General features: G+C 69.6%; 16 protein-coding genes and 1 tRNA gene. 6 read left to right on the top strand and 11 right to left on the bottom strand.

The annotated features are described in order from the left end of the window. Nucleotides 1-5: 5 nt before the first annotated feature. A complete protein-coding gene (locus tag AC07DO_RS05625; RefSeq protein WP_150183561.1) occupies nucleotides 6-662 on the bottom strand; it encodes an ANTAR domain-containing response regulator in 657 nt (218 codons plus the stop codon). A 100-nt stretch (nucleotides 663-762) separates the two neighbouring features. Between AC07DO_RS05625 and AC07DO_RS05620 the strand changes: the two genes are divergently transcribed. Both AC07DO_RS05620 and AC07DO_RS05615 read left to right on the top strand, forming a co-directional pair. Continuing rightward, nucleotides 763-837 (top strand) — tRNA-Leu (locus AC07DO_RS05620). 106 nt (nucleotides 838-943) lie between these two features. Continuing rightward, nucleotides 944-1720, top strand: a complete 777-nt coding sequence (locus AC07DO_RS05615) for a transcriptional regulator (RefSeq protein ID WP_479057301.1) — start codon at nucleotides 944-946, stop codon at nucleotides 1718-1720. 12 nt (nucleotides 1721-1732) lie between these two features. Here the strand turns inward: AC07DO_RS05615 and pyk are convergent, their stop codons facing one another. Both pyk and AC07DO_RS05605 read right to left on the bottom strand, forming a co-directional pair. Beyond that, on the bottom strand, nucleotides 1733-3169 hold the full coding sequence (pyk, locus tag AC07DO_RS05610) for a pyruvate kinase (RefSeq protein ID WP_479057299.1): 1437 nt from the start codon (nucleotides 3167-3169) through the stop codon (nucleotides 1733-1735). A 119-nt stretch (nucleotides 3170-3288) separates the two neighbouring features. After that, the gene (locus AC07DO_RS05605; protein WP_479057297.1) at nucleotides 3289-4011 is read right to left on the bottom strand and encodes an SIMPL domain-containing protein; all 723 of its coding nucleotides are present in this window, start codon (nucleotides 4009-4011) and stop codon (nucleotides 3289-3291) included. A gap of 156 nt (nucleotides 4012-4167) precedes the next feature. On the opposite strand from AC07DO_RS05605, the gene AC07DO_RS05600 reads away from it, so the two are divergent. Then, nucleotides 4168-5976 carry a bifunctional metallophosphatase/5'-nucleotidase gene (locus tag AC07DO_RS05600; protein ID WP_479057295.1) on the top strand — a complete coding sequence of 603 codons (1809 nt, stop codon included), beginning with the start codon at nucleotides 4168-4170 and terminating at the stop codon, nucleotides 5974-5976. Between the two features lie 24 nt (nucleotides 5977-6000). Here the strand turns inward: AC07DO_RS05600 and AC07DO_RS05595 are convergent, their stop codons facing one another. Beyond that, nucleotides 6001-7182, bottom strand: coding sequence for a GDSL-type esterase/lipase family protein (locus AC07DO_RS05595; RefSeq protein ID WP_479057293.1), 1182 nt, complete (start codon nucleotides 7180-7182; stop codon nucleotides 6001-6003). 105 nt (nucleotides 7183-7287) lie between these two features. Here AC07DO_RS05595 and AC07DO_RS05590 point away from each other — a divergent pair, with 105 nt between their 5' ends. Then, nucleotides 7288-7683: a hypothetical protein gene (locus AC07DO_RS05590; protein WP_479057291.1), complete on the top strand. Its 396-nt coding sequence runs from the start codon at nucleotides 7288-7290 to the stop codon at nucleotides 7681-7683. A 13-nt stretch (nucleotides 7684-7696) separates the two neighbouring features. Here the strand turns inward: AC07DO_RS05590 and AC07DO_RS05585 are convergent, their stop codons facing one another. The 5 genes from AC07DO_RS05585 to AC07DO_RS05565 form a co-directional block, all read right to left on the bottom strand. Continuing rightward, nucleotides 7697-9148 (bottom strand): lysine N(6)-hydroxylase/L-ornithine N(5)-oxygenase family protein, encoded by a 1452-nt coding sequence (locus tag AC07DO_RS05585; RefSeq protein WP_479057289.1) that lies wholly within the window; start codon nucleotides 9146-9148, stop codon nucleotides 7697-7699. Beyond that, entirely contained in the window at nucleotides 9145-10578 is a 1434-nt protein-coding gene (locus tag AC07DO_RS05580) for a pyridoxal phosphate-dependent decarboxylase family protein (protein WP_479057287.1), read from the bottom strand. The genes AC07DO_RS05585 and AC07DO_RS05580 overlap by 4 nt, the downstream gene beginning before the upstream one ends. A 917-nt stretch (nucleotides 10579-11495) precedes the next feature. After that, on the bottom strand, nucleotides 11496-14054 hold the full coding sequence (gene pepN / locus AC07DO_RS05575) for an aminopeptidase N (protein ID WP_479057285.1): 2559 nt from the start codon (nucleotides 14052-14054) through the stop codon (nucleotides 11496-11498). A gap of 54 nt (nucleotides 14055-14108) precedes the next feature. Continuing rightward, the gene (locus tag AC07DO_RS05570; RefSeq protein WP_479057284.1) at nucleotides 14109-14459 is read right to left on the bottom strand and encodes a chorismate mutase; all 351 of its coding nucleotides are present in this window, start codon (nucleotides 14457-14459) and stop codon (nucleotides 14109-14111) included. Between the two features lie 11 nt (nucleotides 14460-14470). Next, nucleotides 14471-15379 carry a helix-turn-helix domain-containing protein gene (locus tag AC07DO_RS05565; protein ID WP_479057283.1) on the bottom strand — a complete coding sequence of 303 codons (909 nt, stop codon included), beginning with the start codon at nucleotides 15377-15379 and terminating at the stop codon, nucleotides 14471-14473. Nucleotides 15380-15503: 124 nt separating this feature from the next. On the opposite strand from AC07DO_RS05565, the gene AC07DO_RS05560 reads away from it, so the two are divergent. Beyond that, on the top strand, nucleotides 15504-17249 hold the full coding sequence (locus AC07DO_RS05560) for a beta-galactosidase (protein ID WP_479057281.1): 1746 nt from the start codon (nucleotides 15504-15506) through the stop codon (nucleotides 17247-17249). 105 nt (nucleotides 17250-17354) lie between these two features. On the opposite strand, the gene AC07DO_RS05555 is transcribed toward AC07DO_RS05560, so the two are convergent. Then, complete coding sequence (locus AC07DO_RS05555) at nucleotides 17355-20489, bottom strand: endo-alpha-N-acetylgalactosaminidase family protein (RefSeq protein WP_479057279.1); 3135 nt, start codon at nucleotides 20487-20489, stop codon at nucleotides 17355-17357. Nucleotides 20490-20660: 171 nt separating this feature from the next. Continuing rightward, a complete protein-coding gene (locus AC07DO_RS05550) occupies nucleotides 20661-21446 on the bottom strand; it encodes a S1 family peptidase (protein ID WP_479057536.1) in 786 nt (261 codons plus the stop codon). Nucleotides 21447-21737: 291 nt separating this feature from the next. On the opposite strand from AC07DO_RS05550, the gene AC07DO_RS05545 reads away from it, so the two are divergent. Next, nucleotides 21738-22676 carry a hypothetical protein gene (locus AC07DO_RS05545; protein WP_479057277.1) on the top strand — a complete coding sequence of 313 codons (939 nt, stop codon included), beginning with the start codon at nucleotides 21738-21740 and terminating at the stop codon, nucleotides 22674-22676. The last annotated feature ends 33 nt before the right edge of the window (nucleotides 22677-22709 follow it).

Here is a 22709-nt window from a genome sequence, read left to right as displayed (position 1 = left end):
GGCGCTCAGCCCTTCGACGCCTTCTTCTCCTCGGCGTCCTCGATGACCGCCTCCGCCACCTGCTGCATCGACAGACGACGATCCATCGACGTCTTCTGGATCCACCGGAACGCGGCGGGCTCCGTCAAACCGTACTCCGTCTGCAGAATCGACTTCGCCCGGTCGACCAGCTTCCGCGTCTCCAGACGCTGCGAAAGGTCCGCGACCTCCTGCTCCAGCGCCTTCAGCTCCGTGAAGCGGGACACGGCCATCTCGATCGCCGGCACGACATCGCTCTTGCTGAACGGCTTCACCAGGTACGCCATCGCGCCGGCGTCCCGCGCGCGCTCCACGAGGTCGCGCTGCGAGAACGCGGTCAGCATCAGCACGGGGGCGATGGACTCCTCGGCGATCTTCTCCGCCGCGGAGATGCCGTCCAGGACGGGCATCTTCACGTCCAGGATCACCAGGTCCGGCTTGTGCTCGCGGGCCAGCTCGACGGCCGCCTGACCGTCACCGGCCTCGCCGACCACGCTGTAGCCCTCTTCCTCGAGCATCTCTTTGAGGTCGAGCCGGATCAGGGCCTCGTCCTCGGCGATGACGACGCGGGTCGTCAGCGGAGGCACGTGCGACTTGTCGTCGTCCGACGCGTCGGTGGGCTGGGGCGACTCGGGGGCGGTCACGGGGGCTCCTAGATCAGGGCAGGGGTGCAGCTCCCAAGAGCCTACCTAGCTGCGGTATGGTGGGTGGGCAGCGGGTCAGGGTAAACCTTTGATTTGCTGGGCCCCGGTAGTCCAATTGGCAGCAGACGAAGGTCTCAAACACCTTACAGTGTGGGTTCGAGTCCCACCCGGGGCACTTTTCCTTAATCTCCAAGGTCGGCAGCTGCAAGCGGATGTTCCCGTTCCCGTGAACATCCGCTTTTTGCTGCGTGCCGAATTCCGGAGCCCCGCACAGTGAGCTCATGTACGACATGAGCGCACGCAAGCGGGCAATGGTTCTGGTCGGGCAGGGCCGCAGCCTGAACTCCGTCAGCAAGGAGACCGGCGTCTCGCGAGCTGCCCTCCGAGCCTGGCAGAGGCGCATCGAGCCACTCGACCGAGGCCGCGCCGATCCCTGTCCTCGATGTGCGGGCAGCCCGCATGCTCCCGACGATCCCGCCGCGTACTCGTACCTGCTGGGGCTCTATCTCGGTGACGGCTGCATCAGCCTCCAGCCGCGCGGCGTCCATTCCCTGCGGATTGCCTGTGCCGATGCTTGGCCCGGCCTCATCGAAGCCTGCGCCGCAGCCATCTCGGCCGTACGTCCGAACAACAAGGTGTGTCGTGTCCGCAGCGTCGGCTGCCAGTACGTCACTTCCTCAAGCAAACACTGGCCCTGCCTCTTTCCCCAGCACGGGCCCGGCAAGAAGCACGACCGGAAGATCGCCCTGGAACCCTGGCAACAGGAGATCGTCGACGCCCACCCGTGGGAGTTCGTCCGGGGGCTCATCCACTCCGACGGTTGCCGCATCACCAACTGGACCACCCGGGTCGTCGCGGGCGCGCGCAAGCGCTACGAATACCCCCGCTATTTCTTCACCAACGTCTCCGACGACATCAGGGAGCTCTTCACCCGCACCCTCGACGCACTCGGCGTCAGCTGGACGCACTGCACCCGCCACGGCACCCCGTACAACATCTCCGTCGCCCGCAAAGCCGACGTGGCCCTCATGGACGTCCACGTCGGCCCGAAACACTGACCCGCCCCACCCCTACTTCGGGCTGTCGTCCTCGCCGATGTGGTGGATGCGGACCAGGTTCGTGGAGCCGGGGACCCCGGGCGGGGAGCCGGCCGTGATGACGACCGTGTCGCCCTTCTGGCAGCGGCCGATCTTGAGGAGGAGCTCGTCCACCTGGTCGACCATCGCGTCGGTGGAGTCGACGTGCGGGCCGAGCAGCGTTTCCACGCCCCACGTGAGGTTCAGCTGGGAGCGCGTCGCCTTGTCGGGGGTGAAGGCGAGGAGCGGGATGGGTGAGCGGTAGCGGGAGAGGCGGCGGACCGTGTCGCCGGACTGTGTGAAGGCGACCAGGAACTTCGCGCCGAGGAAGTCGCCCATTTCCGCTGCCGCGCGGGCGACGGCGCCGCCTTGGGTGCGGGGCTTGTTGCGTTCGGTGAGCGGGGGGAGGCCCTTCGCGAGGATGTCCTCTTCCGCCGCTTCGACGATGCGGCCCATCGTCTTGACCGTCTCGATGGGGTACTTGCCGACGCTGGTCTCGCCGGAGAGCATCACGGCGTCGGTGCCGTCGATGACGGCGTTGGCGACGTCGCTCGCTTCCGCCCTTGTGGGGCGGGAGTTGTCGATCATGGAGTCGAGCATCTGGGTGGCGACGATGACCGGCTTGGCGTTGCGCTTGGCGAGTTTGATGGCTCGCTTCTGGACGATCGGGACTTGTTCGAGGGGCATTTCGACGCCGAGGTCGCCTCGGGCGACCATGATGCCGTCGAAGGCGGCGACGATGTCTTCGATGTTGTCGACGGCCTGAGGTTTCTCGACCTTGGCGATGACGGGGAGTCGGTGGCCTTCTTCGTCCATGATGCGGTGGACGTCTTCGATGTCGCGTCCACTGCGTACGAAGGAGAGGGCGATGACGTCGAAGCCTGAACGCAGGGCCCAGCGGAGGTCGTCCCGGTCCTTGTCGGAGAGGGCGGGGACGGAGACGGCGACGCCGGGGAGGTTGAGGCCTTTGTGGTCGGAGACCATGCCGCCTTCGATGACGGTGGTGGTGACGCGGGGGCCGTCGACGGCGGTGACTTCGAGGGTGACTTTGCCGTCGTCGACGAGGATGCGTTCGCCGGTGGTGACGTCGTCGGCGAGGCCGTCGTAGGTGGTGCCGCAGAGTTGGCGGTCGCCTTCGATGCCGTTTTCGACGGTGATGGTGAACTCGTCGCCGCGTTCGAGTAGTACGGGTCCTTCGCGGAAGCGGCCGAGGCGAATCTTCGGGCCTTGAAGGTCGGCGAGGATGCCGACGCTGCGTCCTGTCTCTTCGGAGGCCTTTCGCACGCGCTGGTAGCGCTCCTCGTGCTCGGCGTGGGTGCCGTGGCTGAGGTTGAAGCGTGCCACGTCCATTCCGGCTTCGACCAGTGCCTTGATCTGGTCGTACGAGTCGGTTGCGGGTCCCAGGGTGCAGACGATTTTCGCTCGGCGCATGGTTCGACCCTAGGCCTTACCCGTGGGTAGAGAATTGGTCGGGGGTGACTACTCAACAACCTTTGCATGAAGGGTTATTGACAAGTGTTGAATTGTGCGGGGCACCGCTCCGATGAGCGTTACGACAGGTGCGGTGGGGTCATGGTGAAGCGTGCGTTGACGGTTGCGTAGACGTGTTGGCGTTGGGGTTCGAGGTCGAGGGGGGCGGCTTCGGTGAGGTCGGGGGCTCCTCCGTAGGCGGCGGCTGAGCGCATGCCGCCGGCGAAGCCTCCGTAGGCGGGGGGTGGGGGGTTGTCGGCGCCGATGTCGGCGAGTTCGACGAGGGCCGCGAGTCCGGTGCCGAGTGCTTCGGCGTATTCGCGGGCGCGTTGGACGGCTTCGCGGACGGCTTGTTGCCTGGCGTGGCGGTGGGTGGGTGAGTCGGGGCGGAGTGCCCACCAGGGTCCTTCGACGTGGGTGAGGTCGAGGTCGGCGAGGCGGGTGGTGAGTTCGCCGAGTGCGGTGAAGTCGGTGAGTTCGGCGGTGGTGTGGACGCGGCCGTGGTAGGCGCGGATGCGTTCGCCGCGGCCGTGTTTGGTGAGTTCGGGGCTGATGGAGAAGGTGCCGGTTTCGATGCTCTCCACTGCTTGGCCGTAGGTCTTGATGAGGTCGAGGACGGTGGTGTTGCGGTGGGTGAGGTCGTTGAGGGCGTCGCGGCGGTCGGTGCCGCGGGCTTGGACGGTGATGCCGATGCGGGCGATTTCGGGGTCGACTTCGAGGTGTGCTTCGCCGCGGACGGCGAGGCGGGGGGCGTCGGGGGTGCCGTAGGGGGTGGCCGGGGTGGGGTGCGGGTCTGTGTCCATGGGGTCACTCTGGCATCGCGTGGGCGTACCGGACAGTCATCGGATCGCAACCTGCGGGGTCTGTTGTCCGTGTGGGCGCTGGGGACAGAATCTACGCGCGTTAACCATGTGCGTTGAGTTGAGTGTGGCCCTGTGGCCGTAGCGAGGAGTTCAGAGATGCCGTTGAACCGCAGGAAGTTCCTGGGCACGTCCGCCGCGACTGGTGTGGGGGTGGCGGTGACGGGTGCGGCGGTCGCGCCGTCGTCCGCGTCCGCGCACGTTTCCGGGAAGCCCTCGCGTCGCCCGCGGCGGTACTCGTTCACGGTGCTCGGGACGACGGATCTGCACGGGAACGTCTTCAACTGGGATTACTTCACGGACAAGGAGTTCGACGACAAGGACCACAACGATGTGGGTCTGGCGAAGATCTCGACGTTGGTGAACCGGGTCCGTAAGGAGAAGGGCCGTGGTAACACTCTCCTCATCGACGCGGGCGACACGATTCAGGGTACGCAGCTGTCGTACTACTACGCGAAGGTCGATCCGATCACGGCGAAGCGTGGTCCGGTGCATCCGATGGCGCAGGCGATGAACGCGATCGGGTACGACGCGGCGGCGCTCGGCAATCACGAGTTCAATTACGGTATTCCGGTGTTGCGGAAGTTCGAGGAGCAGTGTGATTTCCCGCTGCTTGGGGCGAACGCGCTGGACGCGAAGACGCAGAAGCCCGCTTTCCCGCCGTATTTCATGAAGCGGCTCCGTACGCCGCACGGTCGTGATGTGAAGGTGGCGGTTCTGGGGTTGACGAATCCGGGGATCGCGATCTGGGACAAGGCGAATGTGCAGGGGAAGATGACGTTCCCGGGTCTTGAGGAGCAGGCGGCGAAGTGGGTGCCGAGGCTGCGGTCGATGGGTGCGGATGTGGTGATCGTGTCGGCGCATTCGGGTTCGAGTGGTACGTCGTCGTACGGGGATCAGTTGCCGTATGTGGAGAACGCGGCGGGTCTGGTGGCGGAGCAGGTGCCGGGGATCGACGCGATTCTGGTGGGGCATGCGCACACGGAGATTCCCGAGTACTTCGTGGAGAACAAGAAGACGGGGAAGAAGGTCGTGCTGTCGGAGCCGTTGAAGTGGGGGCAGCGGCTGACGTTGTTCGACTTCGATCTGGTGTGGTCGAAGGGTCGCTGGACGGTGGAGAAGGTCGGCGCGAAGGTGCTGAACTCGAACACGGTCGAGGAGGACAAGAAGGTCACGCGGCTGCTCGCGGACGAGCACAAGAAGGTCGTGGCGTACGTCAACCAGGTGATCGGTACGTCGACGGCGGCGATGAGCACGGCCGAGGGTCCGGTGAAGGATGTCGCGATCATCGACCTGATCAACCTCGTCCAGCGGGAGACGGTCGCGGAGGCGCTTAAGGGTGGCGCGTATGCGGCGCTGCCTGTGCTGTCGCAGGCGTCGTGTTTCTCGCGTACGGCGCAGATTCCTGCCGGTGAGGTGACGATTCGGGATGCGGCGGGCTTGTACCCGTTCGAGAACACCCTGGAGGCGCGGCTGCTCACGGGTGCGCAGGTGAAGGAGTATCTGGAGTTCTCGGCGCGGTATTACGTGCAGACGCCGGCGGGTGGTCCGGTGGATCCGGCGAAGCTGACGAACGCGGACAACATCCCGGATTACAACTATGACGCGGTGAGTGGTCTGACGTATGAGATCGATATCGCGAAGCCGGTGGGTTCGCGGGTCGTGAATGTGATGTTCGAGGGCAAGGCGCTGGATCCGAAGGCGGAGTTCGTGCTTGCGGTGAACAATTATCGGGCGAGTGGTGGCGGTAACTTCCCGCACATCGCGAAGGCGAAGCAGTTGTGGGCGAATTCGGAGGAGATCCGGAACACGATCATTGGGTGGGTGAAGGCGAAGGGGACGGTGGACCCGGGTCGGTTCGCGTCGGTGGACTGGAAGCTGACCCGGGACGGCACGCCGGTGTTCTAGGCCCTCGGTGCGGGGCCTTCGGCCCTAGATCTTCAGGGTGTCCAGGTCGACGGCGTCGGCGAGTGCTTGTGCTCCGGCGTCGTTGACGTGGAGGCCGTCGCCGCTGTCGTGGTCGTCGCGGATCCGGTCGGGGTCGGCGGGGTCCGCGACGGCGGCGGCGAAGTCGGCGTGGGAGTCGAAGGGGTGGTTGCCGCTGCGGATCCAGTCGTTGACTTCGCGGGCGACGGCGATGCCTTCGGGGGTGGAGTAGCCCTCGTAGATCGTGTCCTTGTAGGGGCCGATGGTGGTGATGGTGGTGGTGAGGCCTGCTGTGTGGAGGCGGTCGGCGAGGGCGGTGAAGCCGGCGATGAGGTCGGCGGCGGTGGGGGTGGGTGCGGGTTCGGGGTAGGACTCTTGGCCGGGGATGCCGAGGTCGTTGAGTCCGAAGTGGATGAGGGCGTGGGTGGCGCCGGGGACGTCGAGGGCGTCGCGTTGCAGTCGGGCGAGGGCGTGTTCGCCGATTTCGTCGGTGAGGAGCCGGTTGGCGGAGAGGCCTTGGTTGACGACCCAGCCGGTGTGTCCCGTGTCCCGCAGCCGCTGGTTGAGGAGGTCGGGGAAGCGGCGGTCGGTGTCGTTGGTGGTGCCGGTGCCTTCGAACCAGGAGTCTCCGAAGGCGACGGCGATGCGGTTGCCTGCGGGGGCGAGGACGTCGGCGCCGGTGATGTAGTGGCGGGTGGTGAGCTCTTCGAGTCCTTCGGTGCCGTCGAGGGTGTCGGCGGTGAGGGCGTTGCCGGGGACGGCGTATCCGGTGCGGAGGGGGACGGCGGAGTAGGTGGAGAGGCCGGTTTCGTCGGGGAGCCAGAGGGTGAGGGCGAGTTCGTCGCCTGCGGTGACGGTGCGTTCGACGGGGTCGCTGACGATTTCCTCGCCGACGGGGATGGTGAGGTCTTCGGCGCCGGAGAAGCGGAGGGGGGTGTCGGTGCCGCTGTCGATGCCGCTTCCTTCGGTGCGTCTGGCGAGGTGGGCGCCGCCGATGTGGAGGGGTTCCTTGCCGTAGCGGTTGCTGAGGCGGATGCGGAGGGCGGTGCCGCCGCCGTCGAGGCGGATGATCTGGCGGAGGGTGTGTCCTGCGAAGCCGCGGAGTCCGAAGAGGTCGATGCTTTCGTACGGGCTGATGACGGCGGAGCGGAAAGCTGCGGTCCAGGCGGCGGTGGAGTCTGTGGTCATGGTGGTCCGAACCAGCGTGCGGGGCGGGCTATTTCGCTGGTGGGCCCTTTTTTGTGAAGGAATATTCGCGGGCGTACGAGCGCTTGGGGCCGGACAATTCAGCCCATGAATGAGGAACTTGCGACGCTGCTCGATCCGGTGCTCCGCGATGTGAGGGCCACGTGTGCGGTGCGGATGAAGGTCCGGGAGGAGTGGGACGACGCGGTCGGTGAGTTGGTGGTGCTCTACGGTCCGGACGGTTCGGGTGCGGGGCTTGTGCCGCGGTTCGGGTCGAGTGCGGCCGAGCGGGTGGCGGACTTCGCGGATCAGGCGCAGGACTGGGCGGTCGAGGCGCTGTGTGCGGAGCGGGAGCCCGCGGTGTGGCCGGAGTGTCCGGAGCACCCCGACGCGCATCCGTTGGCGGCCGGGGTGGTGAGGGGTGTCGCGGTGTGGTCGTGTCCGAGGTCGGGGCGGGTGGCGGCCCGGATCGGGGAATTGGGTGGCCCTGTGGAGGAGTCTTAGGGCGGAGTGTCTGTCATGTCTTGAGGCGTACGAGGTTTCCGCGCTGTTCGCCGATGCGGCCGGTGGTGCCGGTGGTGTGGGTGGGCCGGTCGGGGGTGTGGAGGCCGAAGCTGGTGAAGGCGGTGCGCTGTGGCTGGGGGTAGGGGTTTCGGCCAGTGAGGCTGTTGAGGATGGTGGCGCTGCGCCAGGCGGCGAGGCCGAGGTCGGGGGCGCCGACGCCGTGGGTGTGGCGTTCGGCGTTCTGTACGTAGACGGAGCCGGTGACGGAGGGGTCGAGGACGAGGCGGTACTGGTCGTCGATGCGGGGGCGGGCGGAGGAGTCCTTGCGGATGTAGGGGTCGAGGCCGGCGAGGAGTTGGTCGAGGGGGCGTTCGCGGTAGCCGGTGGCGAGGACGACGGCGTCGGTGGTGAGGCGGGAGCGGGTGCCTTGTTGCAGGTGTTCGAGGTGGAGTTCGACGCGGGTGGTGGCGACGCGTCCTGCGGTGCGTACGGAGACGCCGGGGGTGAGGACGGCGTCGGGCCAGCCGCCGTGGAGGGTGCGGCGGTAGAGCTCGTCGTGGATGGCGGTGATGGTGTCGGTGTCGATGCCTTTGTGGAGTTGCCATTGGTGGGGGACGAGGCCGTCGCGTACGGCTTCGGGGAGTGCGTGGAAGTAGCGGGTGTAGTCGGGGGTGAAGTGTTCGAGGCCGAGTTTGGAGTACTCCATGGGGGCGAACGCTTCGGTGCGGGCGAGCCAGTGGATTTTTTCGCGTCCGGTGGGGCGGGCGCGCAGGAGGTCGAGGAAGATTTCGGCGCCGGACTGGCCTGAGCCGATGACGGTGATGTGGTCGGCGGTGAGGAGGTGTTCGCGATGGTCGAGGTAGTGGGCGGAGTGGATGACGGGGACGTTGGGGGCTTCGGCCAGGGGTTTGAGGGGGTCGGGGATGTGGGGGGCGGTGCCGATGCCGAGGGCGATGTTCTTGGTGTGGGTGCGGCCCAGGGCTTCGGCTTCGCCTTCGGTGTCGAGTTGGGTGTAGTCGACTTCGAAGAGGTCGCGTTCGGGGTTCCAGCGGACGGCGTCGATCTGGTGTCCGAAGTGGAGTGCGGGGAGGTTTTCGCTGACCCAGCGGCAGTAGGCGTCGTATTCGGCGCGTTGGATGTGGAAGCGCTCGGCGAAGTAGAAGGGGTAGAGGCGTTCGCGGGTCTTGAGGTAGTTGAGGAAGGACCAGGGGTTCGCGGGGTCGGCGAGGGTGACGAGGTCGGCGAGGAAGGGGACTTGGAGGGTGGCGCCGTCGATGAGGAGTCCGGGGTGCCAGTGGAAGGCGGGGTGCTGTTCGTAGAAGGCGGTGTCGAGTTCGGTGAGGGGGTGGGCGAGGGCGGCGAGGGAGAGGTTGAAGGGGCCGATGCCGATGCCGACCAGGTCTCGGGGGTGTTCGGGGGTGGTGGAGGGCGGTTGGGGTCCGGGGTGGTCGGGGGTGTCGGTCATCTGGGGGTGGTTCCTTTCGTGTGGGTGGCTTCAACCTTTTCGGGTTCGATGTCCTCGACGAGTTTGAGGAGTGCGGTGAGGTCGCCGGGGCGGGTGTGGGGGTTGAGGAGGGTGGCTTTGAGCCATCGGCGGCCGTCGAGGTCGGTGCGGCCGAGGACGGCGGTGCCTTCGGTGAGCAGGCGTCGTCGTACGTGGGCGATGTGGTGGTCGGTGGCGTCGGTGGGGCGGAAGAGGACGGTGCTGATCGTGGGGGTGTCGTAGAGCTCGAAGGCGGGGTGGGCGTCGATGAGCTCGGCGAACTGCTGTGCCTGGTCGCAGACTTGGTCGACGAGGTGGCCGAGTCCGGTGCGGCCGAGTGCTTTGAGGGTGACGGCGATTTTGAGTACGTCGGGGCGTCGTGTGGTGCGCAGGGAGCGGCCGAGGAGGTCGGGGAGTCCGGCGTCGGTGTCGTCGTCGGCGTTGAGGTAGTCGGCGCGGTGGTTGAGGGCGTCGAGGTCGTGGGGGTCGCGGACGGCGATGAGGCCTGCGGCGGCGGGTTGCCAGCCGAGTTTGTGGAGGTCGAGGGCGACGGTGTCGGCGCGGTCGATGCCGTGCAGTTGTGTTCTGCGGGTGTCGCTGAAGAGGAGGCCTCCGCCGTAGGCGGCGTCGACGTGGAGGCGGGCGCCGTGGGCGGCGCAGAGGTCGGCGATGTCGTCGAGGGGGTCGATGAGGCCTGCGTCGGTGGTGCCCGCGGTGGCGGCGACGAGGTGGGTGCCCGGGGGGCCGCCGAGTTCGGTGAGGGCGTCGTCGAGTGCGGCGGGGTCGAGGGTGCCGGCGGGGGCGGGCACGGTGACGGGTTCGGGGAGTCCGAGGAGCCAGGCGGCGCGGGCGAGGGAGTGGTGTGCGTTGGCGCCGGTGATGAGGCGGACGGGGCCGCTGTTGGCGTGGGTTTCGCGGGCGAGGAGGAGGGCCAGTTGGTTGGCTTCGGTGCCGCCGGTGGTAATGAGGGCGTCGCCGTTGTCGTGGATCTGGGTGGCGAGGGCGTGGGTGACGAGGGTTTCGAGTGCGGTCGCGGCGGGGGCCTGGTCCCAGGAGTCCATGGAGGGGTTGAGGGCGGACGCGGCGAGGTCGGCGGCGGTGGCGACGGCGAGGGGCGGGCAGTGGAGGTGGGCGGCGCAGAGGGGTTCCGCGGGGTCGGCGGCGCCTTCGGTGAGGGTGTGGATGAGGGTGCGCAGCGCGGTTTCGGGTCCTGTGCCGTGTTCGGGGAGTACGGGGTGGGCGGCGGCGCGGACGTGGGCTGCGACGGTTCGGGGTCCGCCTGCGGGGAGGGGGCCGCGGCGGGCGGTGGCGCCTGTGCGGAGGGCGCTGAGCGCGATGTCGAGCAACGGCTCCAGGGCATCGGCTCCTTGGGCGCCTCCGGCGAGGGGCGGTGGGGTGCGCGGGGTACTCATGGGGCTGTCCTTCGGGTGCGCGTACGGGGCACCAGCCTGTACGTCGCGTGAGGGGTTCGCCCGAATACCGCGGCGAAGGGAACCCGAAAGTGGTACTGCCGTGCGGAGAAAACGTGTTGGGGGTGCGGGGAGTGCTAGGGGTGCCCCGGGGGGCGGGGCGGCGATCTTGGGGGTTCCGGGATCCGGGGACCGCCCCCCGCCGGCCTCTGGGCCGGGAGGCCGGCCCCGACGGGGGCAGGGGGCCGATCTTGCGGGTTCCGGATTCCGGGGACCGCCCCCGGGACTCTGGGCCGGGGGGGGCCGGTCCCGGCGGGGATCTTGCGGGTTCCAGAGTCCGGGGACCGCTGGGCTCTGGACCGGGAGGCCGGTCCCGACGGAGGGCGGGGGTGGCGATCCCGGGGGTTCCAGAGTCCGGGGCTCGCCCCCGCCAGGCTCTCGGCCGGGGGTGCCGGTCCCGGCGGAGAGCGAAGCGGGGATCTTGCGGATTCCAGATCCCGGGGCTCCCCCCTTCAGGCTCTGGGCCTGGGGGGGCGGTCCCGGCAGAGAATGAAGCGGGGATCTTGCGGATTCCAGATCCCGGGGCTCCCCCCTTCAGGCTCTGGGCCTGGGGGGGCGGTCCCGGCAGAGAGCGAAGCGGGGATCTTGCGGGTTCCACATCCCGGGGACCCCCCCTTCAGGCTCTGGGCCTCGGGGCCGGTCCCGGCGGAGAGCGAAGCGGGGATCTTGCGGGTTCCAGATCCCGGGGACCCCGGGCTCTGGGCCGGGGGGGGCCGGTCCCGGCGAGGGCAGATTGTCGCTCCGGGCCCGTGCCCCGGGCGCTCCGCGGAGAGGGGGAACGTCAGCCGGGAGGCGGGGCCCCGGGGGCAAGGGCATTGCCCCACCCCCCGCCCGCCTTTCTCAGCCGCCCCTGACCGGCGTCACCTCGCGGTGTCGTTCGTGTCCGCGCTGCTCTCCCGTACGCGCAGGGCCCGTGCCAGGTCGTCGAGCTGGTCGACGAGTTTGCGGCGCAGGGCGGGGGTGGGGTCGGCGTCGCGGAGGCAGCGTTCGCCGAGGCGGAGGGTTTCGGGGTCGACGAGGGGGGCGGGGAAGGCGTACCGTCCGGCGGCTTCGGCCATGGCGGGGCCGCGGCGTGCGGCGAGGGCGACGGCGTCTTCGTAGTAGCGGGGGACGTATTCCCTGACGAGGTCGGCCTGTTCGGGCTGCCAGAAGCCCTGGGCGGTGGCGGTGAAGAGGTAGTTGGACAGGTCGTCGGAGCCGAACATGGCGTCCCAGGCGGCTCGTTTGGCGGCGGCGTCGGGGAGTGCGGCGCGGCACCGGGCGGCGCCTTCCTGGCCGGTGGCGCTGGGGTCGCGTTCGAGTTCGGCGGCGATGGCTGTCTCGTCGGTGGCGTCGAGGACGGCGAGGCGGGTGAGGATGCGCCAGCGGAGTTCGGGGTCGAGTTCGGGTCCGCCGGGGACGGTGCCTTCGGTGAGCCAGGCCTGGAGGGGTGCGGGCTGGGTGGCGATGTCGATGAAGCCGCGGACGGCGGTGAGGCGCAGGCCGGGGTTGGTGCCGTCTTCGGTGCGGCGGATCAGGTCGCGGCAGAGGTCGCCGAGGACGGCGAGGGCCGCGGGGCGTTCGTCGGGGGTGGTGATGCGGTCGGCGATGTGGACCGTGGCGAAGGTGAGGACGCCTTGGACGATGGCGAGGTCGGTTTCCTCGGGGAGGTGGGTGCGGGCGGCTTCCAGGTAGGTGGTGCCGTCGAGTTCGCCGTCGCGGACCATGTCGCGGAGGCTGTTCCACAGGACGGCGCGGGTGAGGGCGTCGGGGACGCCGGAGAGGCCGCGCAGGGCGGTTTCCTCGGAGACGTCGTCGAGGCGGATCTTGGCGTAGGTGAGGTCTTGGTCGTTGGGGACGATGAGGGCGGGGCGGCCGCCGTCGCGGGGGGTGTCGGTGCCGGTGGCGGGGATGTCGGTCTCGAAGCGTTCGCGCAGGACGAGGGCGGGGGCGCCGGAGAGGTCGCGGTCGTAGACGCCGACGGCGATGCGGTGGGGTCGGCCGGCTTCGTGGTCGGGGCCGCCGTCGCGGTCGACGGTGAGGGTCCAGGTGCGGCCGGTGTGGGTGACTTTCGGGGTGAGGGTGTCGACGCCGGTGGTGCGCAGCCAGGCGTCGGCCCAGGCGTGGACGTCGCGGTCGGTGGCGTGGGCGAGTGAGTCGATGAAGTCGGCGAGGGTGGCGTTGCCGAATTTGTGGCGGGCGAAGTGGGTGTTGATGCCGGTGAGGAAGTCTTTTTCGCCGAGCCAGGCGACGAGCTGGCGCAGGGCGCTGGCTCCCTTGGCGTAGGAGATGCCGTCGAAGTTGAGCATGGCGGACGCGGTGTCGGGGACGGCGTCGGGGTCGGGGGCGACGGGGTGGGTGGAGGGGCGCTGGTCGGCGTCGTAGCCCCAGGATTTGCGGGCGATGCCGAAGTCGGTCCAGGGGTCGGTGAAGCGGGTGGCTTCGGCGGTGGTCTGGAATCCCATGTACTCGGCGAAGGACTCGTTGAGCCAGATGTCGTCCCACCAGCGGAGGGTGACGAGGTCGCCGAACCACATGTGGGCCATTTCGTGGGCGATGACCATGGCGCGGGTCTGGCGTTCGGTGTCGGTGACGGCGGAGCGGTAGATGAATTCGTCGCGGAAGGTGACGAGTCCGGGGTTCTCCATGGCGCCGGCGTTGAATTCGGGGACGAATGCCTGGTCGTAGGAGTCGAAGGGGTAGGGTTCCTCGAATTTTTCGTGGTAGCGGTCGTAGCAGGCGCGGGTGATGTCGAGGATTTCTTCGGCGTCGGCGTCCATGTGGGGGGCGAGGGAGCGTCGGCAGTGGATGCCGAAGGGCAGGCCGTGGTGTTCGGTGCGGACGGAGTGCCAGGGGCCTGCGGCGACGGCGACGAGGTAGGTGGAGATGAGGGGGGTGGGTGCGGCCCGCCACTTTCCTGCGCCGAGGTGTTCGGTGGTGCCGTTGGCGAGGACGGTCCACTGTTCGGGGGCGGTGACGGTCAGCTCGAAGACGGCTTTGAGGTCGGGCTGGTCGAAGGCGGCGAAGACGCGCTGGACGTCTTCCATGAAGAGCTGGGTGTAGAGGTACGTTTCGCCGTCGGTGGGGTCGGTGAAGCGGTGCATGCCTTCGCCGGTGCGGGAGTACCGCATGGCGGCGTCGACGCGGAGTTCGTGTTCGCCGGGGGTGAGCGCGTCGAGGGTGAGCCGGTTGTCGTCGAGTGCGGCGGGGCCTGTGATGTCGATGGGGTGCCCGTCGAGGGTGACGGAGCGCAGCTCGGCGGGCTTGAGCTCGACGAAGGTGGCGCCTTGGGTGCGGGCGCTGAAGCGGATGACGGTGTGGGAGTCGAAGGTGTCGCGGGCGGGGTCGGCCGCCCGGGTCAGATCGAGCTCGACCGTGTACCGGTGGACGTCGATGAGCTGGGCTCGGGTCTGCGCTTCGTCGCGCGTCAGTACGGGCATGGGGCCATGCTGCCCGATGGTGCGGGCAGGGGTGTAGGACTCACATCTCAGGCCCTAGGCGGACTTGGCGATCGTTTCGTGGTGCCTGATGACCTCGGCGATGATGAAGTTGAGGAGTTTCTCGGCGAAGGCCGGGTCGAGTTTGGCGCTTTCGGCGAGTTCGCGGAGGCGGGTGATCTGGCGGGCCTCGCGGTTCGGGTCGGCGGGCGGCAGGTGGTGCTGAGCTTTGAGGTGGCCGACCTGCTGGGTGCATTTGAAGCGTTCGGCGAGCATGTGGACGACGGCGGCGTCGATGTTGTCGATGCTGTCGCGCAGGCGGGAGAGCTCGGCGCGCACGGCTTCGTCCGCGGTCTGTGCGGGGGTGGTGCCGTTCACGTTGTCGTCGCTGGTGTGGCTGGTGGTCATGGTCCCCGAGCCTACGTGGCCGGTCCGGGGCCGCTGTCGGCGGAAGAGCGCAAAATGGGTGGGTGCTCGGGGTCGGGTATCTGTTGGGACCAGCCGCCGGGTACGGCCCTTCCTTGTTGGTCGCGGAAGCGTATGGGGGCCATTCCGACCCGGCGGGTGAAGAGGCGTGAAAAGTACGCCGGGTCGTCGTAGCCGACGCGGCGGGCGACGGCGGCGACGGGGAGTTCGGTGGCGGCGAGGAGTTCTTTGGCGCGGCCGAGGCGGATGCCGAGGAGGTAGTCCTTGGGGCTGCAGCCGGCGCCGCGTCGTACGGCGGTGCGGAGTTCCGCGGGGGTCATGCCGTGCCGGGCGGCGTGTTCGGCGACGGACAGGGGCTGGAAGGCGTCGCGGGCGAGGGCTTGGAGGACGGGGTCGCCGTCGGGGGCGATGTCGGCGCGGGCGCGGCGCAGGGCGACGAGGAGTTCGTGGACGGCGGCGCCGGTCTCGACTTCGAGGAGGGGGTTGCCGCGGCGGGCGGCGCGGGCGATGCGGGCGACGACGGCGCGGGCTCCGGCGGCGTCGGAGAGCGGTACGACGGGGCGGGTGGGTTCGATGTAGCCGAGTTCGGTGTATGTGGTGGTGGCGGGTCCGGTGAAGTCGACGAAGCACTCGTCCCAGCCGGTGTCGGGGTCGGGTCCGTAGTGGTGGCGTGCGCCGGGGGTGAGCCAGATCAGGGCGGGTGCGGTGACGGCGGTGCGGCGGCCGTCGGGTCCGCGGAACCAGCCGCCGCCGGAGCTGATGACGACGGCGACGTGGTGGTCGAGGGTGCGGGGGCCGACGGTCGGCAGGAGGCCGTGTTGCAGGCCGACGCCGAGGCAGGCGAGGCCGAGTTTGTGGTGGGCGGGGCTGGGAGTGAAATACCGCATCCACGTGTGGTACATCCGCGTGCGTCCCTTTCGTCCGGGCGCTGGCCCGCTCCTTGCGTCCAACCGGGATCGATCTTTGTCCATGGACCCTGCGCCCCGCCAGAGGTGATCGTGGGCGGGACGTGAGCGAGAGGACGCGATGAACGGGTTCAGGGTCGGCGAGGACGATTTCGAGGTGGACGGGCGGCCGGTGCGGCTGTTGTCCGGTGCGATGCACTATTTCCGGGTGCACGAGGCGCAGTGGGGGCACCGTCTCGCGATGCTGCGGGCGATGGGCCTGAACTGTGTGGAGACGTACGTTCCGTGGAATCTGCACGAGCCGCGGCCGGGCGCGTACCGCGATGTCGAGGCGCTCGGCCGGTTCCTGGACGCGGCTCAGGATGCGGGCTTGTGGGCGATCGTGCGGCCGGGTCCGTACATCTGCGCGGAGTGGGAGAACGGTGGGCTTCCGCACTGGCTGACGGGTGCGGTGGGGGTGCGGGCGCGGACGCGTGACGAGGAGTATCTGGGGCATGTGAGCCGTTGGTTCCGGCGGCTTCTGCCGCAGGTCGTGGGGCGGCAGCGGCACCGGGGCGGCCCGGTGATCATGGTGCAGGTCGAGAACGAGTACGGCAGTTACGGTTCGGACGGGGTGTATCTGCGGCGTCTTGCGGACCTGCTGCTCGCGGAGGGTGTCGAGGTGCCGTTGTGCACGTCGGACGGGCCCGAGGACCACATGCTGACCGGGGGGTCGATTCCGGGGGTCCTGGCGACGGTGAACTTCGGGTCGGGTGCCGGGGCGGGTTTCGGGACGCTGCGCAGGCACCGGCCGAAGGGGCCGCTGATGTGCATGGAGTTCTGGTGCGGCTGGTTCGACCACTGGGGTGCGGAGCACGTCGTGCGGGATGCGGAGGACGCCGCGGCGGCGCTGCGCGAGATCCTGGAGTGCGGTGCGTCGGTGAATCTGTACATGGCGCACGGGGGTACGAACTTCGCGGGTTGGGCGGGCGCCAATCGGGGCGGCGGTTCGCTGCACGACGGGGAGTTGCAGCCGGATGTGACGTCGTACGACTACGACGCGCCCGTCGACGAGTCCGGGCGGGCGACGCCCAAGTTCTGGACGTTCAGGAAGGTCCTCGCGGAGTACGCGTCCGCTCCCCTGCCCGAGCCGCCTGCGCCGCCGCCGTCGCTGGAGGAGTCCGTGTCGGCGGCTCTGTCGGAGTGGGCGCCGCTGGGCGCGGTCCTGGACGCGCTCGGCTCCCCGGAGGCGGAGTACGCCGTTCCGCCCACGTTCGAGGAGCTGGACGTGGACCGCGGTCTGGTGCGGTACGCGGTGACGGTGCCGGGGCCGCGCGAGCCGTATCCGCTGAGTGTGCGGGGGCTGCGGGACCGGGCGGTGGTGTACGTCGACGGGGAGCGGGCCGGTGTCCTGACGGAGGGCACGCCCACGCTGCTCGATCCGGTGGCGGGGCACGCGCGCGTGGAGCTGTGGGTGGAGTCCCTGGGGAGGGTCAATTACGGGCCGCGGACGGGTGAGGCCAAGGGGATCACCGGGGGGATCCTGCACGAGCGGCAGTATCTGCACGGGGTGCGGGCGCGGGCGCTGCGCCTGGACGCGTTCGACGTGCCGTCGGCGGTGCGGGCGATCGCTTCGGCGGGTCCCGGGGAGGGGCGGCCCGGCCTGTACCGGGGCACGGTGGAGGTGTCCTCCCCCGGTGACGCGTCGCTCGGCCTGCCGGGCTGGACCCGTGGCTTCGTGTGGGTGAACGGCTTCAACCTGGGCCGTTACTGGTCGGCGGGCCCGCAGACGACGCTGTACGTGCCTGGTCCGGTGCTGCGGGCCGGGGTGAACGAGGTGTGGGTCCTGGAGCTGGAGGAGGGTGGGGGGACGATCCGGCTGGAGTGAGGCTCCCGTTGCCGGGGCCCGCTCCCTCTCCTGGAGGGGGCGGGCCCTGTCGTGCACTGGCTCCCTGAGGTCCGTTCGGCGGGGGTCGGCTTCAAAGACAGGCTCTTAGACCTCCCTGACCTCGAACGCGTCCAGTACGAACTCCGCCTTGCCGTCGTCGCCGGTCTTGCGCAGGCCCACCCAGGCCTCGCCCTTGGCGGGGGCGGTGAACTCGTGGGTGAGGGTGGTGGGGCCGGTGGCGACCGGGAGGTCCTTGCGGTCGAGTTCGCGGGGTGCCGGTTCGTCGACGGCGGTGATCCAGGCGTACTGGCCCGCCTTCTCGTTCTCGTACCGGAAGGAGACGCGGTACCGCTTGCCGGGCTCGAAGCGGACGGTGTGCGGGACGGTGCGGTAGACGAGCCCGGTGTTCTCGCCGCGTGACTTCAGTGAGTTCGAGCCGTCGATGACGTCGTCGATCGCCTTGCCGTTCCAGCCGCGCTGCGTGTACGGGCCGTGGCGCTGCGCGATGTGGGTGCGCGGGTCGGTGACGTCGCCCGCGTCGCCCTTCACGAAGGGGCCCCAGCCCTGTGGGACGTACTCGAAGTCCTCGCGGACGACGGTCGCGCGGGGCGGCACGGCGGGGCGCGGGGTCGCGACGATCCGTACGTTGTCGAAGCGCACGCGCGCGTCGCCCTTCCCGGCGCGCAGCGTCAGCTCGGCGGTGCCGCCCCCTTCGGGGACGGTGAAGTACGTGAACATGCGCTGGAAGCGGGTGCCGTGCTTGCGGTCGGCGGCGACGTAGTTGCCCGCGGTGGACGTGTCGGTGGAGTTGGCGGCGGTGATGCCGTCCGCGGTGCGCACCTCCAGGGTGGCCGTGCGCCGCTCCCCCGGCTTCTCGCCGACCTCGACCTGCACGGACGCGACGTAGGTGCCGGCTTTGAGGCGGGCGAGCCGCTGTCCGACGGAGGCCGCGCCGCCCGCGGCGATGACCAGTTCGTGGTCGCCGAGGGGGCTGAGTTCCACGGAGGCGGGGCCGCTGACCTGCCACCCCTTGAGGGACCCGGAGTGGAAGCTCGGGTCGTGCAGCGGGGTGCCCTGGCCCCAGTGCGGGTCGGGCAGGGCGGCGGCGCGCTCGCGGTAGAGGACGTAGGGCTGCTTCGGCTCGGCCTCGAGGGTGACTTTTCCGCCCGCTACGGAGACGTACGACTCGAAGACGCGCCCTTGGTCGGTGAGCCGGTAGAGGGCCACGCGGGAGCGGCGGGCCCACCCGCGGGGCAGCTGCCAGCTGCTGGTCCCTCCGGAGGGGTTGTAGTGGTAGAGCTTCGCGGGGTCGTGTGCCGTGCGGGGTTCCCAGGGCAGGAGGTAGCGGCCGTCTTCGTAGACGACGTTTCCGTCCGTGGTGATGCGGCGCTTCCCGGTGGCGTCGGAGACCGTGGTGGCCGCTCCGGACCGCTTGTCTCCGTAGAAGGTGATGTCGTGCTCGTCCCATGTCTTGATGGGGTACGCCTGGAGGTATTTGGCGGGCAGCGAGTGGGTCCAGATCAGGTCGTAGAAGGCGTGCCAGTCGGTCTTGCCGACCCAGCCCTCGAAGTTGCCCATGCGGGCGACGCCGAGGAGGGTGGGCCACTTGTCGGCGAAGACGTCCTTCTGGTGGTTGCGGACGAAGCGGATGAGGCGGGAGTTGATGCCGCGTGAGGTGTCGCCGCCGTAGTCGGTCTCGGTGGCCCAGTGCGACCAGATCGCGGAGCGTTCGAAGCCGTGGCCCCACTCCGTGGTGATGGTCCAGCCCTGTTCGCGGAGGGCGCGCTGGAGGCGGTCGGAGGTCCATCCCGACTCGCGGAACACGTCGATGTAGAGGGCGTTCAGGCCGGGGTGTGTCTGGGCGCGCAGGTCGGCGAAGCGTTGGACGATGTCTCCGGAGACGAGGTCGCGGCGCTGGTCGATGCGGTAGCTCTGGTCGAGCCAGTCCCACTGTTCGTTGTTCTTGTCGACGAGCTTGTCGGAGAACGCCTTGGCGACGGGGTACGACTCGGTGGCGTTGACGTGCACGCTGAAGTCGCTGTTCCACTTCTTGCCCTCGCGGACCAGGGTGTTGAGGTCGTCGAGGCCGCCCGCGCGGGTGTTGTAGTTGTCCGCGTAGTCGGGGTGGGCGGAGTCGTGGCCCTCGGACTGGTAGCCCTTGAGGAGCGTGTACTGGCGCAGGCCGTCGGTCGCCAGGTGGATCCGCTTGACGTTGTCGAGGGTGGCGAGGAACGGGTTGGTGGCCTGCGAGGCGAAGTTGAAGGGGATGTGCGGGACGACTCTCAGGTGCTGCTCGTCGGCGCCGAGCGGGGTGACCATGATGTCGCGGAAGGCGATCGCGGCGTCCTGCCAGTCGACCTTGCCGTCGCCGTTGCGGTCGCCGGTGATGACGACGGTGGCGTACGGGAGGGGTTCGGTGGCGTCGACGGGGGCGGTCGCGGCGCGGTGCGTCCACTGTCCGGGGCTCAACCGGGCCTCTACGTAGTCGGCGTTCGCGGTGGGGCGTACCGTCTCGCGCCACAGGCGGCCGTTCTCCCAGGTGGTGCCCGCCTCCGAGGTGGGCTTGTCGTAGACGGTGTTCGTCTCGACGGCGCCGCCGAGCCGGTCGTGTGCGACGACGGCGTACGCGCATCCGGTCGGCGCCTGCGCGGGCGTGTCCTTCGCGGGTCGTACGAGGGTGTCGCCGCTCTTGGCCTTGTCGAGCTGCACCTTGGCGGCGAGGAGGGCGGCGCCGGGCTGGTCGCTGCGCACGGCGAGCAGGGTGAGTCCGGGGATGCGGAGGGTGCCGACGCGCAGCGCGGCCGTGTCCGCGATCCGCGTGACGCGCCAGTGGACCTGGTGGCCCTCGACCGTGATCTCCACGTCGATGCGGGTGCCGCCGTCGAAGGTGAGGACGTAGGCGGCGCGTGAGCGGCGCGTCGTGACGGTGACCTTGGGGGTGTGCTCGGCGTCGTCGATGAGGACGGTGGCGGGGGTGTCCGCGCGGCCGTGCAGCAGGGCGCCGCTCGCGCGGTCGGTGTACGAGACGACGCTCGGGAAGGCGGTGGCGACGCGCACGTCCAGGTCTTTCGAGCGCAGGACCACCTCGTCGGCGTGGGGCCCGGCGGGGGCGCCCCGGCCCTTGGTCGCACTCTGGGCGAACGCGCTGCCGCCCGCGCCGAGCGCGGCCCCCACCCCGGCGATCGCGCCGGTGGCGACCACGACTCGACGGCTCGGCCCTGACCTGTCTGACGGCGGCATGCGGCACCCCTCCACGGGACGGAATTCGTGCCGCTCACCATGTGTCGGGTGGGGCGGACGCGCCCATGGACAAAGGAGGGACAGGTCTTGGACTAACCGTCGGGGCCGCGGAGGCCCCGACGGACCGTCAGGAACTCACGGCGTGCCGTGAGGTCCCGACGGTGCCCGGCCTCAGAGCTGTGAGGCCGCCGTGGCTATGGCGCTCGCGAAGGTCGACACCTCGGTGTAGACGCCGGGGTACTGCGGCCGTGCGCACCCGTTGCCCCAGCTGACGATGCCGACCTGGATGTACGCGCCGGTGTCGTCCTTGCGGAACATGGGGCCGCCCGAGTCGCCCTGGCAGGTGTCCACGCCGCCCTGGGCGAGCCTGCCCGCGCAGATCTCCTCGGCGGGCGTCAGCTCGTTGCCGTAGGCGGCCTGGCAGTCGGCGTCACTGACGAACGGGACGGTCGCCTTCATGAGGTAGCGCTGCTGGGCGCCGCCTTCCCTGGTGGCGCCCCAGCCCGCGACGGTGAAGTCGCCCTTGTTGTACTTGGTGTCCTTGGCGATCTTCAGCGTGGGCAGGTCGATCGGCTTCGCCAGCTTGATGAGCGCCCAGTCCTTGCCCTTGCCGTTGTAGCCGGGGGCCTGGAGGACCTTGGTGGACTTCACCTTGATCGCGGAGCTGCTCTGCAGGTCCACGGTGCCGGCGGTCGCGGTGATGCTGGTGTTGCTGCCGGAGCCGTCCACACAGTGGGCGGCGGTCAGCACGATGTTCTGCGCGTACAGCGCGCCGCCGCAGCCCATCGAGAGACGGATCATGAACGGGAACTCGCCCTGCTGGGCGCGGGTGCCGCCGACGACACTCTCGCTCGGCTGCGGGCCCGGGTGCGGGGCCGCCTGGGCGGCCACGGGCTGAAGGCTGACGGTGGCGAGCGCGATCGCTCCGAGGGTGGCGGCTCTCTTGACTCCACGCATCTTGGTCTTCAACTGACTCTCCTTGGTGGGGGGTTCGCGGGGCGGTGCACGCGTGACGAACCCTGCCGTCCGGTCGCGCTGTCGCCGGATGCGCGTGGGTGACATGTGCCCGCCAAAGCGTTGTTGCGGATTATGGAGATCGGTGTCCGCTCAGGACAAGGGGCCGTTTCCGGCCAGACCTGTCGAGCGGGGCGGCCCGCGACGCGTACGAGGCCCGTACAACAGGGCGCGACGCCCGTAGAGTGGTGGGCGAGTCGCAGTGTCCCGGTGGAGTCCTCAGGGGGTGCGGATGTGACGGTCACCGGCGGTCCCGTCGTGCACGGCTACCCCCATCTGGAGACCGTGCGCGCCGCCGTCACGGCGCTCTACAAACGCCTCTCGTACGACACGGTGCACTCCTTCGAGACCAGCGTGGCCCCCGCCGACGTGGCTTTCGGCGACCAGGACGACCTGCACCTCGGCGCGCAGCGGGTGGCCCGCGAGATGGTGCGGCACCTGCACCTGCCCGACGCCCGGATGATCGTCGGCTTCCGCGAGATGCAGCACGCCGCGTCCGTCGAACTCGCCGCGGGGCCCGAGTACTTCATCGAGCTGAACGACCGCTTCCGCACGCATCGCAGGGACATCGGCGCGGCCCTCGCCCACGAGGTCATGCACGTGTATCTGCACCGGCTCGACCTGTCGTTCCCCGGCACGCGCGACAACGAGATCCTGACCGACACCGCCACGACCTATCTGGGCGCGGGCTGGCTGCTCCTCGACGCCTACCGCGAGGACGGCGCCTCCTCGCAGAAGCTCGGCTATCTGACCCCTGAGGAGTTCGGATACGTCCTGGCCAAGCGGGCGTTGGCCTTCGGCGAGGCTCCGGAGACGTGGTTCACCAGCGCGCAGGCCTACACGGCGTACACGAAGGGCCTCGCCCAGGCCCGCCGCGACGAGCAGCAGCCGCCGCTCACGGCCGCGGGGTGGGCGGGACGGCGGCGGTACGCGAAGGACCGGCGGTACGCGCGTGAGCACGGGACGGCGGCGCGGGGCGGGGCGGCCGGGGCGAACGGAGGGTCCGGAGCGTTCGGGGCCGCGGGTGCGTACAGCTTCTCCGGCGACGGTCCCGGCGCGCTCCGCGTGACGTTCCCCTGTCCCACGTGCCACCAGCGGATCCGGGTGCCCGTGCGGGGGCGGATGCGGGTGCGGTGCACGCTGTGCCGGACGGTGCTGGAGTGCGACACGTAGCGGTGTGCCGCGGGTGGCCTGCGGTGCGTGGCC

Source organism: Streptomyces sp. NPDC045678 (genome assembly GCF_056432085.1).
The sequence above is the reverse complement of the archived record's forward strand: the minus strand, read 5'-3'. Positions and strand labels throughout refer to the sequence as shown.